Annotated in this window: 17 protein-coding genes and 2 tRNA genes; 14 read left to right on the top strand and 5 right to left on the bottom strand. The window is 69.0% G+C overall.

Features of this window, described 5'->3' with window-relative positions; genetic code table 11:
- Nucleotides 1–7: 7 nt before the first annotated feature.
- Both ACFFGH_RS12690 and ACFFGH_RS12685 read left to right on the top strand, forming a co-directional pair.
- Entirely contained in the window at nucleotides 8–268 is a 261-nt protein-coding gene (locus ACFFGH_RS12690; protein WP_386668771.1) for a DUF3039 domain-containing protein, read from the top strand.
- 500 nt (nucleotides 269–768) lie between these two features.
- Complete coding sequence (locus ACFFGH_RS12685; RefSeq protein WP_386668769.1) at nucleotides 769–1398, top strand: putative endonuclease domain-containing protein; 630 nt, start codon at nucleotides 769–771, stop codon at nucleotides 1396–1398.
- Nucleotides 1399–1442: 44 nt separating this feature from the next.
- Here ACFFGH_RS12685 and ACFFGH_RS12680 read toward each other — a convergent pair whose 3' ends face one another.
- Complete coding sequence (locus ACFFGH_RS12680; RefSeq protein ID WP_386668958.1) at nucleotides 1443–2792, bottom strand: nicotinate phosphoribosyltransferase; 1350 nt, start codon at nucleotides 2790–2792, stop codon at nucleotides 1443–1445.
- 33 nt (nucleotides 2793–2825) lie between these two features.
- On the opposite strand from ACFFGH_RS12680, the gene murI reads away from it, so the two are divergent.
- Genes murI through ACFFGH_RS12655 form a run of 5 tightly spaced genes read left to right on the top strand, consistent with a single transcriptional unit; the run spans nucleotide 2826 to nucleotide 7171 of the window.
- Complete coding sequence (murI, locus tag ACFFGH_RS12675; protein WP_386668767.1) at nucleotides 2826–3671, top strand: glutamate racemase; 846 nt, start codon at nucleotides 2826–2828, stop codon at nucleotides 3669–3671.
- Entirely contained in the window at nucleotides 3668–4408 is a 741-nt protein-coding gene (rph, locus tag ACFFGH_RS12670) for a ribonuclease PH (RefSeq protein WP_386668765.1), read from the top strand. Before murI ends, rph begins: the two co-directional genes overlap by 4 nt.
- Complete coding sequence (gene rdgB / locus ACFFGH_RS12665) at nucleotides 4405–4995, top strand: RdgB/HAM1 family non-canonical purine NTP pyrophosphatase (protein ID WP_386668763.1); 591 nt, start codon at nucleotides 4405–4407, stop codon at nucleotides 4993–4995. Before rph ends, rdgB begins: the two co-directional genes overlap by 4 nt.
- A 36-nt stretch (nucleotides 4996–5031) precedes the next feature.
- Nucleotides 5032–5946 carry a cation diffusion facilitator family transporter gene (locus ACFFGH_RS12660; protein ID WP_386668761.1) on the top strand — a complete coding sequence of 305 codons (915 nt, stop codon included), beginning with the start codon at nucleotides 5032–5034 and terminating at the stop codon, nucleotides 5944–5946.
- Complete coding sequence (locus tag ACFFGH_RS12655; protein WP_386668759.1) at nucleotides 5915–7171, top strand: Nramp family divalent metal transporter; 1257 nt, start codon at nucleotides 5915–5917, stop codon at nucleotides 7169–7171. Before ACFFGH_RS12660 ends, ACFFGH_RS12655 begins: the two co-directional genes overlap by 32 nt.
- 18 nt (nucleotides 7172–7189) lie before the next feature.
- On the opposite strand, the gene ACFFGH_RS12650 is transcribed toward ACFFGH_RS12655, so the two are convergent.
- Together ACFFGH_RS12650 and ACFFGH_RS12645 are read right to left on the bottom strand one after the other, a co-directional pair.
- Nucleotides 7190–7954, bottom strand: a complete 765-nt coding sequence (locus ACFFGH_RS12650) for a DedA family protein (protein ID WP_386668757.1) — start codon at nucleotides 7952–7954, stop codon at nucleotides 7190–7192.
- 31 nt (nucleotides 7955–7985) lie between these two features.
- Nucleotides 7986–8067, bottom strand: a tRNA-Leu gene (locus ACFFGH_RS12645).
- 87 nt (nucleotides 8068–8154) lie between these two features.
- Between ACFFGH_RS12645 and ACFFGH_RS12640 the strand changes: the two genes are divergently transcribed.
- Nucleotides 8155–8227 (top strand) — tRNA-Glu (locus tag ACFFGH_RS12640).
- 81 nt (nucleotides 8228–8308) lie between these two features.
- Here ACFFGH_RS12640 and ACFFGH_RS12635 read toward each other — a convergent pair.
- Nucleotides 8309–8671, bottom strand: a complete 363-nt coding sequence (locus tag ACFFGH_RS12635) for a cupin domain-containing protein (RefSeq protein WP_386668755.1) — start codon at nucleotides 8669–8671, stop codon at nucleotides 8309–8311.
- A 109-nt stretch (nucleotides 8672–8780) separates the two neighbouring features.
- Between ACFFGH_RS12635 and ACFFGH_RS12630 the strand changes: the two genes are divergently transcribed.
- Genes ACFFGH_RS12630 through ACFFGH_RS12615 form a run of 4 tightly spaced genes read left to right on the top strand, consistent with a single transcriptional unit; the run spans nucleotide 8781 to nucleotide 11737 of the window.
- Complete coding sequence (locus tag ACFFGH_RS12630) at nucleotides 8781–9662, top strand: ABC transporter substrate-binding protein (protein ID WP_386668754.1); 882 nt, start codon at nucleotides 8781–8783, stop codon at nucleotides 9660–9662.
- A 40-nt stretch (nucleotides 9663–9702) separates the two neighbouring features.
- On the top strand, nucleotides 9703–10575 hold the full coding sequence (locus ACFFGH_RS12625) for an amino acid ABC transporter permease (protein ID WP_386668752.1): 873 nt from the start codon (nucleotides 9703–9705) through the stop codon (nucleotides 10573–10575).
- Complete coding sequence (locus ACFFGH_RS12620) at nucleotides 10572–11327, top strand: amino acid ABC transporter ATP-binding protein (protein WP_386668750.1); 756 nt, start codon at nucleotides 10572–10574, stop codon at nucleotides 11325–11327. The genes ACFFGH_RS12625 and ACFFGH_RS12620 overlap by 4 nt, the downstream gene beginning before the upstream one ends.
- 53 nt (nucleotides 11328–11380) lie before the next feature.
- Nucleotides 11381–11737 (top strand): VOC family protein, encoded by a 357-nt coding sequence (locus tag ACFFGH_RS12615; RefSeq protein WP_386668748.1) that lies wholly within the window; start codon nucleotides 11381–11383, stop codon nucleotides 11735–11737.
- A gap of 35 nt (nucleotides 11738–11772) precedes the next feature.
- Here the strand turns inward: ACFFGH_RS12615 and ACFFGH_RS12610 are convergent, their stop codons facing one another.
- Nucleotides 11773–12063, bottom strand: coding sequence for a 2TM domain-containing protein (locus ACFFGH_RS12610; protein WP_386668746.1), 291 nt, complete (start codon nucleotides 12061–12063; stop codon nucleotides 11773–11775).
- Nucleotides 12064–12325: 262 nt separating this feature from the next.
- Here ACFFGH_RS12610 and ACFFGH_RS12605 point away from each other — a divergent pair, with 262 nt between their 5' ends.
- Together ACFFGH_RS12605 and ACFFGH_RS12600 are read left to right on the top strand one after the other, a co-directional pair.
- Entirely contained in the window at nucleotides 12326–13366 is a 1041-nt protein-coding gene (locus ACFFGH_RS12605) for a TerC family protein (RefSeq protein ID WP_386668744.1), read from the top strand.
- A gap of 73 nt (nucleotides 13367–13439) precedes the next feature.
- Complete coding sequence (locus ACFFGH_RS12600; RefSeq protein ID WP_386668743.1) at nucleotides 13440–14351, top strand: hypothetical protein; 912 nt, start codon at nucleotides 13440–13442, stop codon at nucleotides 14349–14351.
- Nucleotides 14352–14454: the final 103 nt, after the last annotated feature.

The following is a 14454-nucleotide window of genomic DNA, read 5'->3' as shown; positions in this document are numbered from 1 at the left end:
CGGCTGTATGAGCGACACCGAACCGACGGGCGGCGGCACGGACACCCTCGACCGCGAGCTGGAGCAGCTGCTCAACCAGGAGCAGCTCGAAGAGGGTGACCACGAGCGGTTCTCGCACTACGTGCCCAAAGACAAGATCCTCGAGTCGGCGCTGACCGGCAAGCCGGTTCGGGCCCTGTGCGGCAAGCTGTGGACCCCCGGCCGCGATCCGGAGAAGTTCCCGGTCTGCCCGACCTGCAAAGAGATCTACGAGAAGCTCAAGGAGTAGCCGGCCTGGGCGCGACTTGCGGCAAGCCGCCGGTTCGACGCGCGTGATGCTGCGAAGTGCCGCATTTCGTAACCACACCTTGCCCCCACAGCTCCGGATCCAGTCGGGTGACTCACCGATCCGCGCCGCCTTGTTCGGCAGAGCCGCGCTCGGGCGATGGTTGCTGAATGGTGCGACCGCGGCCCCTCCCGGAATGCTTGCGTGACGGACCATTCGCATACCGGGAAGCCCTCGACGCCGGCGTGACGGACAGCCGGCTCCGCGCGCGTGATCTCACCGCCCCGTTTCACGGTGTTCGCGACCGCGCCGGCACAGAGGTGACCGTCGAGTCCCTCGCGCGTGCCTACCTTCCCCGGATGCGTCGCGATGCTGCCTTCAGTCACACGACCGCGGCCCTCCTGCGGGGACTCCCACTGCCCCTCCGTTTCGGTCCGTCCCCGATTCATGTGGCGTGCAGCGCAACCGGCCGGGCCCCCGAAGGGCGCGGCGTTCGTGGCCACGTGCTGCGCTCAGACCTTTGGGCGATCCGCGAGGTCCTCATCAATCGGGAAGATGCGCTGGTCGCCCTCCCGATCACGACCGACGCAGTCACCTGGCTGACGATGGCCTCTGCTCTGGACGTGCCGGACCTCGTGGCACTCGGAGATGCCATGCTGACCGACGGGGGATCGACCCGTGCCGCCCTCGAAGCTGCCGTTCGAACGTGGGGCGATGGCCGAGGCGGCCGGACAGCGCGCGCCGCGCTCCCGCTGCTTCGTCGTGGGGCGATGTCGCGGCCGGAAACCCTGCTGCGCCTGCAGATCGTGGCCGCAGGCCTGCCTGAACCGCACATCAACGTACTCGTCGCTGATTCCGCGGGCCGCCCCGTATTCCGCCCCGACCTCAGCTGGCCGGACTCCCGCGTCCTCGTCGAATACGAAGGCGATGGCCACCGCCTCTCGCGAGCGAAGTTCCGATCGGACATCGACCGAATGGAGGCATTCGTGGACGCGGGATGGACCGGGTTGCGAGCAACGGGCGACGACGTGTTCGCGCGACCGAACCGCTTCCTCGCCCGACTGCACCGCCGCATGGTCGAGCGAGGTCTGCGGCCTCGTGAATTGCGGCAAGTCGCTGCTGCGAGGCACTGAAGGCATCGATTCGCCGCAAGTCGCGGCATCTCGATGATGGGGGGCTACACGTAGTGCGTCGGGATGGCGGGGTCGCCCTCGCCCAGGCCGAACGCCGACACCGGCAGCTCCTGGATGACCGACGCCCGATGAGCCCTGGCGAGCTCGGTGCCTTCCGGGCCGAGGAAGCGCTGGTCGGGCTCTCCTTCGACGACGAGCGGCACCAGCAGCGGGCGGCCGTCGATCCCGAACTCCGGCTCGGCGCCGACGTGGATGGTCTCGGCGACCGCCGTCCCGCGGTGCATCGACCGGATCGGGAACTTGCGGCCCGCCACCGAGTTCTTCGAGCTCGACTTCTTCGCGACGGGGATCCACGCGCCGTCGTCGTCCAGGTGCGCGACCAGCTTGTACACCATGCCGGAGGCCGGAAAGCCGGATCCGGTGACGACGGACGTGCCGACCCCGTAGGAGTCGACCGGCGCGGCGCGGAGCGCGGCGATCGTGTACTCGTTCAGGTCGCTCGTCACCGTGATCTTCGCGTTCGGCGCACCCAGCCTGTCGAGCTGCGCCCGGACGGCCGCCACCACCTCCGGCAGGTCGCCGGAGTCGATCCGCACCCCGCCGAGCTCCGGTCCGGCGAGCCGCACGGCGGTCTCCACGGCCTTCGGCACGTCGTAGGTGTCCACCAGCAGGGTGGTGCCGGGACCGAACGCCGTGATCTGGGCGCGGAACGCCTCCTCCTCGCTGTCGTGCAGGAGGGTGAAGGAGTGCGCCGCGGTGCCCATGGTGGGGATGCCCCAGCTGCGGCCGGCCTCGAGGTTGCTGGTCGCGCCGAAGCCGGCGATGTATGCGGCGCGGGCGGCCGCCACTGCGGAGCGCTCCGCCGTCCGCCGTGACCCCATCTCCGCGACCGGCCTGCCGGATGCGGCGGAGACCATGCGAGCCGCGGCGCTCGCGACCGCGGAGTCGTAGTTCAGCACGCTGAGGATCAGAGTCTCGAGGATGACGCCCTCGGCGAAGGTGCCTTCGACGACGAGGATGGGAGAGCCGGGGAAGTAGAGCTCGCCCTCCTGGTAGCCCCAGATGTTGCCGCGGAACCGGTAGTCGGCGAGCCAGTCGAGCGTTGCGGTGTCGACGACCGAGTTCGTCCTCAGCCACTCGAGCTCCGGCTCCCGGAACCGGAACTCGGTGATCAGCTCCAGGAGCCGCCCGGTCCCGGCCACCACGCCGAACCGGCGGGCACCCGGGAGTGACCGGGCGAACACCTCGAACACGCTTCGCCGCGCGTGCCGGCCGCTCTCCAGCGACGCGTCGATCATGGTCAGTTCGTAGCGGTCCGTCAGCAGCGCCGTGCTCATGGCGACGAGCCTAGGGTGTGTCCGCCGACCGTCGCATGGCCCTGGGAGGCACCTCAGGACACGCGCATGCGAGCGCTACGCTTGACGATCGTGACCGACGCGCCCCTCGGAGTCTTCGACAGCGGAGTCGGCGGGCTCACCGTGGCACGGGCGATCATCGACCAGCTCCCGCACGAGTCCGTGCTCTACGTCGGCGACACCGCCCACTCGCCGTACGGACCGAAGCCCATCGCCGACGTCCGACGGTACGCCCTGGCGGTGCTCGACGACCTCGTCGATCAGGGGGTCAAGGCGCTCGTCATCGCCTGCAACACCGCGTCCGCCGCCATGTTGCGGGATGCGCGCGAGCGCTACACGATCGGCCACGGCATCCCCGTGGTCGAAGTGATCCAGCCCGCCGTGCGCTCCGCGGTGCGTCAGACCCGCAACCGCCGCGTCGGGGTGATCGGCACCGAGGGGACGATCCGCAGCCGCGCCTATGAGGACGCCTTCGCCGCCGCGTCCGATCTGGAGCTGGTGACGCAGGCATGCCCGCGCTTCGTCGAGTTCGTCGAGGCGGGCGTCACGACCGGACCGGAGCTCTTCGAGGTCGCGGAGGAGTACCTCCGTCCGCTGAAGGACGCGGACGTCGACACTCTCGTGCTCGGCTGCACCCATTACCCGCTGCTCTCAGCCGCCATCCAGTACGTGATGGGCGACGGCGTCCGGCTCGTGTCGAGCGCCGAGGAGACGGCATACGACCTCTACCGGATGCTCGTCGAGCACGGTCTGGAGAGCCCGGCCGGCGACCGTGCCCGGCACCGGTTCGAGGCGACCGGGGCGGACGAGGCGGGGTTCAAGCAGCTCGCCGCGCGATTCCTCGGGCCCGAGGTCACCAGGGTCGACACGTTCGAGACGGGCGCCATCCCGCTGCCCGCGAGAAGGGAACCAGCATGACGAGAGCCGACGGCCGGGCGGCGGATGAGCTCCGCCCCATCACCATCGAACGTGGCTGGAGCAGCCAGGCGGAGGGCTCCGCGCTCATCTCCTTCGGGGCCACGAAGGTGCTCTGCACGGCTTCCTTCACCAACGGCGTGCCGCGCTGGCTCAACGGCAAGGGCAAGGGCTGGGTGACCGCCGAGTACTCGATGCTGCCCCGCTCCACGAATGAGCGGATGGACCGCGAGTCGGTGAAGGGCAAGATCGGCGGACGCACCCATGAGATCTCGCGGCTCATCGGCCGCTCGCTTCGCGCGGTGATCGACACCAAGGCGCTGGGGGAGAACACCATCGTGATCGACTGCGACGTGCTGCAGGCCGACGGCGGCACGCGTACCGCCGCCATCACCGGTGCGTATGTGGCGCTTGCGGACTCGATCGAGTGGGCACGGACGCAGAAGTTCATCGGTCAGAAGTCCCAGCCGCTCGTCGACAGCGTCGCGGCAGTCAGTGTCGGGATCATCGACGGTGAACCCCTGCTCGACCTCGCCTACGTGGAGGACGTGCGGGCGGAGACCGACATGAACGTCGTCGCCACCGGGCGGGGGCTCTTCGTCGAGGTGCAGGGCACCGCGGAGGGCGCCCCATTCGACCGGCGTGAGCTCGACTCCCTGCTCGATCTGGCGCTCGGCGGCACCGCGAGGCTCACCGAGCTGCAGCTGGCTGCGCTCGGCGAAGAGCTCGCCCGGCCGTGAGTGCGGCACCGCGCCGGGTGGTGCTCGCCACCCACAACGCCCACAAGGTCGAGGAGCTGCGGAAGATCCTCGGACTGGAGCTCGGCGACATCGAGCTGATCGGCTACGACGGCCCGGAACCGGTCGAGGACGGTGTGACCTTCGCCGAGAACGCGCTCATCAAAGCACGCGCGGCACACCGCCACACGGGGCTCCCGGCGCTTGCGGACGACTCCGGGATCAGCGTCGACGCGCTGGGCGGCGCGCCGGGCATCCACTCCGCCCGGTATGCCGGCACACGGGACGACCGCGACAACCGGATGCTGCTGCTCGAGCGCCTCGGCGACGAGCGGGACCGCTCCGCCCGGTTCGAGTGCGCGGCCGCCTTCGTGACCGACGGCTTCGAGCACGTGGAGCTCGGAATCTGGCCGGGCCGGGTGCTGCGGGAGGAGCGGGGCACCAACGGATTCGGCTACGACCCGGTGTTCTCACCCGACGGCATGGACGGCTCTTCCGCCGAGCTGACGCCGGACGAGAAGAACGCGGTGAGCCACCGCTCGCGCGCCTTCCGCGCGATATTGCCGACGGTCCGCGAGCACCTGTCCTGACGCAAGGCACGTACCGCCGGGTTCTAAGGTTGAGGCGTGGGCTCCGGGCATGCGCATGGCTCAGGCTCCGGCGATCGCCGCCGGCTTGCCGCTGCGCTCGCCGTCGTGCTCGCGGTGCTGGTCGCGGAGGTGGTCGCCGGCATCCTGACCGGGTCGCTCGCGCTGCTCAGCGACGCGGCTCACATGGCGAGCGACGCGATCGGACTCGGGGTGGCGCTCGTCGCGAGCGCTGTCGCCGCCCGTCCCGCGACGGATCGCCACACCTACGGATTCCGCCGGGTGGAGGTGCTGGCCGCCCTGGTCAACGGGGTGCTGCTGACCGTGCTTGCGGTGTCGATCACCGTCGAGGCGGCACGCCGTCTCGCCGCTCCCGAGACGGTGGAGGTGCTCGCCGCGCCGATGCTCGTCGTCGCCGTGGTGGGTCTCGTCGCCAACGCCGGAACACTCCTGCTGCTCCGCGGGGGCGACCGGCGATCCCTCAACATGCGCGGCGCATACCTCGAGGTGCTCGGGGATCTGCTCGGATCCGTGGTCACGGTCGCGGCGGGCGTCGCGCTCCTGCTGTCCGGCTTCGCGCAGGCGGACGCGATCGCATCCATTGCCATCGCGGTGCTGATCGCACCGCGCGCATTCCTGCTGCTGCGCGATGTCGCCCGGGTGCTGACGGAGTCGGCGCCGCGCGAGACGGACGTGGCACAGATCCGCCGCCACATGCTGGAGACTCAGGGTGTGGTCGATGTGCACGATGTGCACGTGTGGGCGATCACCTCCGGTTCACCGGTGTTCAGCGCCCACGTCGTCGTCGCCTCCGAGATCTTCACCGCGGGTCGCACCGGGCAGCTGCTGGACCGCCTCGGCGAATGCCTCACCGATCACTTCGACGTCGCCCATTCCACCTTCCAACTGGAGCCCTCCGAACATGCCGCGCACGAAGACCACCACCATCGCTGACGGCCGGGTCCGCAGCACCCGGGCGCTGCTGCCCCTGCTGGGGCCCGCGATGGTGGCGGGAGTGGCGTATCTGGACCCCGGCAACGTCGCCAGCAACATGACTGCGGGCGCCAAGTACGGGTTCCTGCTGCTCTGGGTCGTGGTCGTCGGCAACGTGATGGCGTGGCTGATCCAGTATCTGTCGGCCAAGCTCGGCGTCACCACCGGCCGGAGCCTCCCTGACCTGCTCGGTGCGCGGCTGAAGAAGCGCACAGGACGCTACGCGTACTGGGTGCAGGCCGAGCTCGTCGCCATGGCGACCGACGTCGCCGAGGTGATCGGCGGCGCCGTGGCGCTGAACCTGCTGTTCGGGCTGCCGCTGCTGGTGGGCGGGCTCATCACGGGAACGGTCTCCATGGTGCTGCTCGCACTCCATGACCGGCGTGGGTCACGACCGTTCGAGGCACTCATCACCACCCTGGTGGCAGTCATCGCGGTGGGCTTCTGCGCCGGAATCATCATCGGGCCGCCAGCCCCCGCCGACTTGGCCTCGGGACTCGTGCCGCGCTTCGAGGACTCCGGCTCCGTGCTCCTCGCCGCATCGATCCTCGGCGCGACGGTCATGCCGCACGCGATCTACGCCCACTCGGCACTCACCCGCGACCGTTTCGGCGGCGTCCCGGAGGGGCCGCTGCGCAAGCAGGTGCTGCGTGCGACGAAGGTGGACGTCACCATCGCGCTGGCGATCGCCGGGACCGTGAACGCCGCGATCCTGCTGCTCGCCGCCACGAACCTGCAGGGGATCGAGGGCACCGACACGCTCGAGGGGGCGCACGCGTCGCTGCAGGATGCGCTGGGCCCGGTCATCGCGATGCTGTTCGCGGTCGGCCTGCTCGCCTCCGGACTCGCATCGACGTCGGTCGGCGCCTACGCCGGAGCCGAGATCATGAAGGGGCTGCTGCACGTGCGCATCCCGCTGCTGCTGCGGCGGTTCATCACGATCCTGCCGGCGCTCGCCATCCTCGTGCTCGGAGTGGACCCGACGCTCGCCCTCGTGCTGAGCCAGGTGGTGCTGTCATTCGGCATCCCCTTCGCGCTCATCCCGCTGGTGCGGCTGACGACGAACAAGCAGCTGCTCGGTGATGCGGTGAACGCGGTGCCGACCACCGTCACCGCGTCCATCGCCGCGGGCCTGCTCATCACGCTCAACGTGACGCTGCTCTACCTGCTCTTCACCGGCGCGTGAGCCGCCCGGCGGTGAGACTCAGCTGAAGCGGTGGGGCGGGTCGTTCTTCGGGTCCTGGTCGAAGTTCTCGCGGGCCAGCGCGAGCTCCTCGGCCGACGGAGGCACCTCGACCGGCTCGCCGCTGCCGAGCTCGGCTGCGAGCTTCTTCGCGCGGCGGGAGGACTGCACGTAGTGGTAGACGGTCGGGATGAGCGTCAGCACCACCGCGGCGAGCAGGATCAGGTCGATGTACTCCTCGACGAAGAACGCGACCGGCGGGATGTAGCCGAGCAGGTATCCGAAGAAGGTCAGTCCAGCGCCCCAGATCAGCGCTCCGACGAGGTTGTACAGCGTGTACTTGCGGTAGTCCATGTGGCCGACGCCGGCGGCGACGGGCGTGAAGGTGCGCACGATCGGCACGAAGCGGGCGAGGATGACCGCGAGGCCGCCGAAGCGCTCGAAGAACGCGTTGGTGCGTTCGACGTTCGCTTTGCTGAAGAGGCCCGTTTCTTTCCGCTCGAAGATCCTCGGCCCGGCCTTATGACCGATGAGATATCCCACTTCACCGCCCGCGAAGGCCGCGAATCCGATCGCGAGGCAGACCCACCAGATGTCGACCGGGAAGTCGGGCCGGAAGGCGAGAAGACCGGTGATGATGAGCAGCGTGTCGCCGGGCAGCAGGAAGCCGACCAGCAGACCCGTCTCCGCGAACACGATCAGGCAGACACCGAGCAGCGCGTACGGTCCGAAGCCGGTCACGAGCGTCTCGGGGTCGAGCCACGGGATGAGCGCGGAAGGGTTCACAGCATGGGCTCCAGACGTCGAGAGGCGCTAGTGCGGAAGGTGGGACTTGAACCCACACGCTCGAAAGCACAGGAACCTAAATCCTGCGTGTCTGCCAATTTCACCACTCCCGCGAGTGCCTTTGTCAGTGTACTGGCGGAGTGTCGGCGGCCGTTTTTGCGCCCGCATTCCGGTGTGGCATACTCGATGAGTTGTCCGACGGCCCCATCGTATAGCGGCCTAGTACGCCGCCCTCTCACGGCGGTAACGCGGGTTCGAATCCCGCTGGGGTCACAGCACGAAAAGAGCGTCCGGCTTGCCGGGCGCTCTTTTGTGTTCCTGCCCCAGTGTCGCTTCGGGCCGAGGCGTTCCGGATCAGTCCGGCCGGACCTCCGCCGGCAGACGCGCACCGTGCTTCGCCACGGTGAGGAGCACGACCGAATCCTCCTCCGCTTCGAGACTGTGCCGCGCCGGCGGAACGATGAGCAGGTCTCCCGTCCTCGCCTGCCAGAAGTGCTCTCCCGCCCGCATCCGGACCCTGCCTTGCACCACATACACGGTGGCGTCGCCCGGGTTCGCATGTTCGGCCAAGCTGGTCCCCGCCACCATTCCGATGACCGTTTGGCGGAGCACCTTCTCGTGACCGCCGTAGACGGTGTCGGCGGCCCGCCCGCTCGGGGCCCGTCCCGCGGCCTCGAGCTGCTGCCGCGCCAGCGCTTCGATGGAGATCTTCTGCATTCCCCGAGCGTACGGCCGTGGTCTCGAGGTCGTAACAGTTCGTAGCCGATACCAGCGGCAGATCGCGCGCGGACGAAAATGGAGCAACACAGCCCCGAAGGAAGCGCCCATGATCCGCCTCGCCCGAACCCACCGTCCCACCCGCACCCCGCTGTCCGCTGCGGCCCTCACCGCGGTCGTCGGCCTCACCGCCTGTGCCGGCTCCACCGGTGGCGGATCCGAGGCACCCAGCGGCGACGCGTCCGCCGACGCCTCGGCCGAGTACGTCACCGAAGGGAAGCTCACGGTCGCGACCGGGGAGCCGGCGTTCTACCCGTGGGTGATCGAGAACACCCCGGAGTCCGGTGAGGGCTTCGAGGCGGCGGTCGCGTACGCCGTCGCCGAGGAGCTGGGCTTTGCGGAGGACGACGTGGTCTGGGTTCGCACCACGTTCGAGGAGGCCATCGCCCCGGGCCCGAAGGACTTCGACTTCAACCTGCAGCAGTTCTCGATCACCGACGAGCGGAAGCAGTCGGTCGATTTCAGCTCGCCGTACTACGAGACCACGCAGGTCGTCATCACGACCGCGTCGTCGCCGGCGGCGGACGCGACGTCCATCGCCGACCTCAAGCCGCTGCTGATCGGCGCCCAGACCGGCACGACGAGCTTCCAGGCCATCGAGTCGACGATCGCCCCGGACCAGGGCGCGCAGGTCTTCAACACCAACGATGACGCGAAACTGGCGCTGGAGAACGGCACCGTGGACGCCATCGTCGTGGACCTGCCGACCGCCTTCTACCTCACCGGCGCGGAGCTCACCGAGGGTGTCATCGTCGGCCAGCTGCCCGCGGAGGCCGGCACCGGCGACCAGTTCGGACTGGTGCTGGAGAAGGACAGCCCGCTCACCGACGACGTGACCGCCGCCGTGGATGCGCTGCGCGAGAGCGGCACGCTGGACGAGCTGGCGGAGGAGTGGCTGGCGAGCGCCGGTGAGGCACCCGTCCTGCAGTAGCGACGACCGCAGCACCTCGTCGAGCCGGTAGCGTTCTCGGGTGACCGCCCCCGCCCCCGCCGCCCCGGTCTGGCAGCCGAGCGACGTCGAGCTCGAGCGCCGCGCGTACCGCCGGAAGCAGAGCAAGCGCTCCGTCGCGATCGCGATCGTCAGCACGTTGCTGTTCGCCGGCATCGCGTGGCTGACGGTCGTCAACACGCCCGGCTGGGCACGCGTGCAGCAGTCGTTCTTCAACCCGGAGGTCGCGCTGGCTGCGCTTCCCCGGGTCGCTCAGGGCTTCCTGCTCAACATCCGGGTGCTGCTGGTCGCGGCGGCGGGCGTGCTGGTCTTCAGCGTGCTGGTCGCCGCGATCCGCACCCTCCGGGGGCCGGTGTTCTTCCCGCTCCGCGCGCTCGCGGCGGGCTACACCGACCTCTTTCGCGGGATGCCGCTCATCATCGTGCTGTACCTGGTGGGCTTCGGGATCCCGGGCCTGGAGTTCACGGAGAACCGGATTCCCGCCGAGGTGCTCGGCACGATCGCGCTGATCCTCACCTACTCCGCGTACGTGTCGGAGGTCTTCCGCGCCGGGATCGAGGCGGTGCACCCGTCGCAGCGCCTCGCCGCCCGGTCTCTGGGCCTCAGCCACGGCAAGACGATGCGGCTCGTGGTGCTGCCGCAGGCCGTGCGGAAGGTCACCCCCGCCCTGATGAACGACTTCGTCGCCATGCAGAAGGACGTCGGCCTCATCTCGGTGCTCGGCGCCATCGACGCAGTCCGCGCGGCGCAGATCGAGACGGCATCCGCGTTCAACTTCACGCCGTACGTCGTGGCGGGGCTGCTCTTCGTGCTGCTCGCGCTCCCGATGATCCGCCTCACCGACTGGTACACCGCCCGGCTCCGCTCGCGGGAGCAGATCGGCACGATCGTATGAGCGCAACGGCCGGGGGCCGGGAGGTCGTGCTGCGGCTGGAGGACGTGCGCAAGTCCTTCAAGGACCTGGACGTGCTGCGCGGCATATCCATGGACGTCGCCCGCCACGAGGTCGTGGCCCTGATCGGGCCGAGCGGGTCGGGCAAATCGACGCTGCTGCGCACCATCAACCTGCTGGAGCCGGTCGACGACGGCCGCATCTGGCTCCGAGACCTGGAGATCACCGACCCGAGGGTGAAGCCGGATGCCGTGCGGGCCCGGATCGGCGTGGTGTTCCAGCAGTTCAATCTGTTCCCGCATCTCAGCGTGATCGACAACGTGACCCTCGCCTCCCGGCACGTCTGGGGCAAGTCGCGGACCGAGTCGCGGGGGCGCGGGATCGAGCTGCTCGCCCGGATCGGGCTCGCCGAGAAGGCGGACGACTTCCCGGACCGGCTCTCCGGCGGCCAGCAGCAGCGGGCGGCGATCGTGCGGGCGATCGCGACCGACCCTGAGCTGCTGCTGCTCGACGAGATCACGAGCGCCCTCGACCCGGAACTCGTCGGCGAGGTGCTCGAGCTCGTCGCCGAGCTCGCGAGCGCCGGCACGACCATCGTGATGGCGACTCACGAGATGGCGTTCGCCCGCGACGTCGCCAGCCGGGTGGTATTCCTCGACGGGGGAGTGCTGGTCGAGCAGGGCGAGCCGAGCCAGGTGCTGGAACACCCGAGAGAGCCGCGGACCCAGGCGTTCCTCTCCCGGTTCACCGGCTGACCAGTGCGTCGAGACCTTTGCCCTGCGTCGGCCGGTTCTGGAACAGTGGTTCCATGATCGGCACCTGGCACGGACTCGTCATCGACACGGAGGACACGAACGCCCTGGCCTCCTTCTATCAGGAGCTGCTCGGCTTCGTGCGGGTGCAGGACGATCCCGACTTCCTCGTCATCGGCGACGCGCCTGACCGCCCGGGCATCGCGTTCCAGCGGGTGGACCGGCACGTTCGGCCCGAGTGGCCGGACGCCGACCACCCCGCGCAGATGCACATCGATGTGCGCGTGCAGGACATCGAGGAAGCCGAGCGGCAGGCGCTGGCACTGGGCGCCACGCGCCTCGGGTTCGACGCGGAGCACCACCGGGTCTACGCCGACCCGTCCGGGCACCCTTTCTGCCTGGCCTGGTGGTGACCGCTTCGGCCGCCTGACGGCCCCCCGGTGCCCGGTCAGGGCATGCGACCGCGCAGCCGTTCCATCTCTGACTCCACATCACGCTCGCTGATGGGCCGTCGCATCCCGAACGCGTCCATCGCCATGAACAGCGCGGCGATGCCCATCGCGAGGATGGGCCAGATCGGCCAGAAGTAGCCGGTCGGTGTGCTGAAGAACCAGATGGCCACGAGCAGCAGCGACACGGCCGCCCAGATCATGAGGAAGTCGAAGAAGTCCTTGCGCGCTTTCAAGCGCTTCCGCGCGATCGTGCGCAGGTCGTCCTCGGCGAGGCGGTTCTCGGTCATGGCGGGACGTTAGAACCGGCGCCGGAGCGGCCGCCAGTGCCGAAAGTCCCGGACACGTGGACCCGACGTTCAGCGCGCATGGAGCGCCCTCAAGTGTTCGGTCTCACCCCGTGCGGTAGCATTGGCACCGCGAAGGGGAGTATCCCGATTGCCGTGATCGTCATCACGAGCCGCTGTGCTGGGGCTCCGGGCACGGTGCATCCGATTCTCGGATGGGGAGAGACTTTCGAGTCTTGCCGACCCATACCCTGAAGGACGCTCATTGGAACTCGCCCTGCCCGCCTGGTTCGAGATCGGGACGTACATCGTCCTCCTGCTGATCCTGGCGATCGACGTGACGCTCGCGTACAAGCGTCCCCACGTCCCGTCGACCCGTGAGTCCGCGCTCTGGATCGGGTTCTACGTCACGCTCGCGCTCGTCTTCGCGGGGCTGATGTTCCTTCTCGGGGATGCAGAGCACGGCGGACAGTTCATCGCGGGATGGCTCACCGAGTACAGCCTGTCGATCGACAACCTGTTCGTCTTCCTCATCATCATGAGCAGGTTCTCCGTGCCGAGGAAGTACCAGCAGGAGATCCTGATGGTCGGCATCATCCTGGCGCTCGTCTTCCGCGGGATCTTCATCATCCTGGGCGCCCAGCTGATCGCGAACTTCAGCTGGATCTTCTATGTCTTCGGCGCATTCCTCATCTGGACCGCGGTCCGGCAGGCCTTCATGGACCACGAGGATGAGGAGGAGAAGGAGAACGCGATCATCCGCTTCCTCCGGAAGCGCATCCCGATCACCGACGAGTACTCGGGCGGCAAGCTGCGCATCACCAAGAACGGCGCCAAGGTGTTCACCCCGGTGATCGTCGTCTTCATCGCCCTCGGCACCACCGACCTGGTGTTCGCGATCGACTCGATCCCCGCCATCTTCGGAATCACGCAGAGCCCGTTCATCGTCTTCACCGCGAATGTCTTCGCGCTGATGGGCCTGCGGCAGCTCTACTTCCTGCTCGGCGACCTGGTCGACAAGCTCGTCTACCTCAAGTACGGCATCGCGTTCATCCTCGGCTTCATCGGCGTGAAGCTGTTCCTCCACGCGCTGCACGAGAACGAGCTGCCGTTCATCAACGGCGGCGAGCACGTCGAATGGGCGCCGGAAATCGGCACGTGGACCTCGCTCGCCGTCATCGTCGTCTCGATGGCCATCGCGGTGGTCGCGAGCCTCATCAAACTCCGCCGCGAGGGGCTCAAGGTCGTCAAGGACGAGCGGCACGAGGATGTCGCGGTCACCGTGGAGCCGGACGACACGAAGTAGGACCCACGTCCCTGGCCTGTCCGCACGCCGCCTGCTAGCGTGCCGGGTGCAGGCCGAGGGAGCGGGGAGTGTCATGGCGCAGCTGCTGGATCCTGAGCAGTGGGGGCGAGGTCAGCAGCCGCGATCCGGCTCCGACGAGCCGATCGACTCACGTCCGCCCGGACCCCGGCGCAGCGCCTCCTCCAGCGCGCCCACCCTGTCGGTTCCGCCCGCATCGGCTGCCGAGCAGTCGTGGGATCCGTTCGCTGACGAGCCGGGGGCTGCCGCAGCACCACCCCAGCCACCGCGCAGAACACCACCGCCGCCGACGAAACCGCCTCGCCGCGAGTCGCGGCTGCCGCTGATCCTCGCGATCGTGCTGGTCGCGCTGGCGCTGGTCGCGGGCGGCGTCTGGGCGGCCGCGAGCGGGCTCCTGCCGTTCGGCGGCGGGAACGGCGGCGCGGCGCCCGAGACACCCGGGGCATCCGCTCCCGCGACCGACGAGCCGCAGCCGTCCGAGACACCATCGACGCCGGCGGATCCCGCCGCAACACCGCTTCCCGCGTCCTGTGACGAGCTCTACAGCGACTCGATGCGCGGGACGATCGAGAACGCCGGGCTGGCGCTGAACCCGGAGTGGTACGTGTCGGGCGGTGACGTGCGACTGCCGTCGGAGGACAGCCAGCTGCAGGAACTCCTCGGCACGGTGGACCGGGTCGACTGCGCCTGGGTCCAGCCGGAGGGCGGCGGCGAGGTCGGTATCTTCACCTCCGTCTCGCAGCTGACCACGGACCAGGCGGCCGCCGCCAACGCGCGTCTGATCGAACTCGGCTACGGCGCGATCGAGGAGCTCGGCGGGGTGCGCTACGTCACCGAGACGACCGGAGAGGGCAACACACTGGGGGAGTCCCATTTCATCCGGGACGGGCTGTGGTTCGGGACCCTGTGGATCAACTTCGGGCCCGCCGGCTACACCGCAGACATGGTGACGCAGGTGCTCGGCTGACACGGCCGCGCACCCGGCTGGATGGTACCCTCGGTGAATGCTGTTCGATCGGCTTCTCCTTCGTCGCCGCGACGAGTCCTAGTTCTGGCCTCACTCGTCGCGG

Source organism: Lysobacter korlensis (assembly GCF_042434515.1).
This window is presented reverse-complemented; position numbering and strand designations above follow the sequence as displayed.